The organism is Laspinema sp. D2d (assembly GCF_025370755.1).
GTDB lineage: Bacteria > Cyanobacteriota > Cyanobacteriia > Cyanobacteriales > Laspinemataceae > Laspinema.
In genome coordinates, this window is sequence record NZ_JAMXFC010000081.1 from 1 (window position 1) to 2159 (window position 2159).

Annotated in this window: 2 protein-coding genes; both read right to left on the reverse strand. The window is 49.5% G+C overall.

Going from position 1 to position 2159, the window contains the following annotated elements; genetic code table 11:
• Positions 1-190: 190 nt before the first annotated feature.
• Positions 191-1903: a bifunctional serine/threonine-protein kinase/formylglycine-generating enzyme family protein gene (locus NG796_RS26265; protein WP_261210453.1), complete on the reverse strand. Its 1713-nt coding sequence runs from the start codon at positions 1901-1903 to the stop codon at positions 191-193.
• A gap of 70 nt (positions 1904-1973) precedes the next feature.
• Positions 1974-2159 (reverse strand): hypothetical protein (locus NG796_RS26270; protein WP_261210455.1); only part of this gene is annotated, 186 nt, incomplete at its 5' end.

Below are 2159 nucleotides of genomic sequence, written 5' to 3' on the forward strand. Positions count from 1 at the left end.
CACGGCGTCTGCCGAGACCATTACCACGCGCACACTTCGGGCATTACCCTCCGCTTTTCGCGTGAACGAATCGCACCCGTTTGTAAACAATAAGTTACTTTTCTTTATCAAACCATAATCGGGTGGAGGGTCATCATAAAAAAAATAAAAAAAGGCGTGGAGCGCCAAAAGAGGGAAAAAGAGTAGAGGGTTAAGCAGTGCTGGGGACCACCACCCGAAAACCCCTGCAGTTGAAGAAGCGGCGAGTGTAGTAGCTGCGATGGGCACAACGGCAGTACCACGGGTTGCAGCTCCAGGAACCGCCACGCAGCAGCTTTATTATTGACTTTTTATTCAATAAATCTTTTAACCAGTCCATATTGTTGTGAGAATGATTATTATTCTCTATCCATGCGCTGCCATCGGTTGGCGCACCTTCATAACTGTAATGCCAATCATCTAAACACCACTCGTACACATTCCCATGCATATCGTGTAGTCCCCACGCATTCGGCGCATTTAAACTGCCCACAGGAATTGTTTTTTCTCTATATTCCCCTTTTTTACGCTGCCCATAGGTGTAATTGCCATCATAGTTGGCGACTTGGGGGGAGAGGGTAGGTCCGAAGTAATAGGGGGTAGTGGTTCCAGCCCGACAGGCATATTCCCATTCCGCTTCACTGGGGAGGCGGTAGGGCTGACCCGTGGCTTGGTTTAACCGCAGGCAGAATTCGATACAGTCTTCCCAACTCACCTGTTCTACAGGATTCTGATTGCCTTTAAAGAAAGCTTGATCAGGCTGTAGGGAGCGCATCACTCGGGGCAGTTGGGCAACCATTCGCCATTGAGCTTGAGTGATAGCCGTGCGACTCATCAAAAATTCTGGCAGAGTGACCCGATGTTGCGGGCTTTCGTCACGATCTCGCTCCGCTTCATTCTTGGGGGATCCCATGAGGAATGTTCCGGCAGGAATCACCACTATTTCTAGGTTTAAGCCTAGGGTGGTTTCCAGAACGCCTCGATTCTGTCCCTTTTGCCGTTGGGCGATTTCCCCTTGCTGATTGAGGGTGATGATTTCGTAATGGTAGATTTTTTCACCGGGTGGGGCAGGTGCAGGGGATAATAACCGTAAAAAATCTGCCATTGAAGCAAGGCGCTTTTTCGGGAGCAATTCCATTCCTGTAAGAATCGCATCATTGATTGGCTGACTGAGCGACACTAAGTCTTTGGGAGCAATCAATGGCTCATCATCCACTTTGCGGGAAAAACAATCTTGGGGGAGTTGTCCGGTAATGAGGTAGTACAGGGAAGCGGCGAGGGTATAGATATCTACTGTGGGGTTGCGATCGCCCTTAATTAACTGTTCATAAGGCGCAAAAGCACGATTGCCAAACATTTTGGAACTCAGGGACTTGGGGACAATCTCCCCGGAAATGCCAAAATCAATCAAAACCGGCTGCCGATTATCCCGCAGCATAATATTCACCGGGGTAGCATCTCGATGGACTAAGCCCACCTCATGCACCCGAACCAAAGCATCGGCAATGGGACGAATATAGCTCAGGGCCTCTGCCTCAGACAGGGGGCCGCGCTGCTGCACATAGTCCCATAAGGTCGTTCCCTCGATAAACTCCATCACCAAACAATGGGCATCCCCTTCCTCAAATAAATCCTTAACCCGGACAATATTGGGGTGAGGGTTCTGTTCCAGTTGAGCCAATGTTTGGGCTTCTCGGATGAAACGCTGCACATATTTTGGATATTCTGGGTCATTCCGGAGATAAGCGTTCGGGGTTTTAATCACGACTGGAGCGTTAAACCCGCGATGGATGGCTTTATAGGTGATACCGAATCCACCTTGACCGAGAACGCGCTCAATCACCAGTTTACCGTTTTGCAGGGTGTGTCCGTCGGGCCAAAACATAAGGCAGAGACAAGGGAAGGGGGTACAGGGTCATTGTACTACCTTTCTGGGATAGAGTTGAATCCCCTGATCATGCAGGAGGAGTTAAACCCGGTGGAGGCATTGCGTCAGGGGAAATTAAGTCAGTCTCACTGTCATCCATTTTTCGGGTCGCCGTTGGTGTGGATTGGCGACCCCGGTTATACCAATTTAAAATGAAATAGCATAAGATGGAAGCAGTATTTGATAGAGGTGGCTGATGGCAGGTCGGATGAAG

Bases quoted from the DNA above. Each gene is read 5' to 3' on its own strand.
- NG796_RS26265 (WP_261210453.1), bottom strand. From the start codon at position 1,903: ATGTTTTGGCCCGACGGACACACCCTGCAAAACGGTAAACTGGTGATT.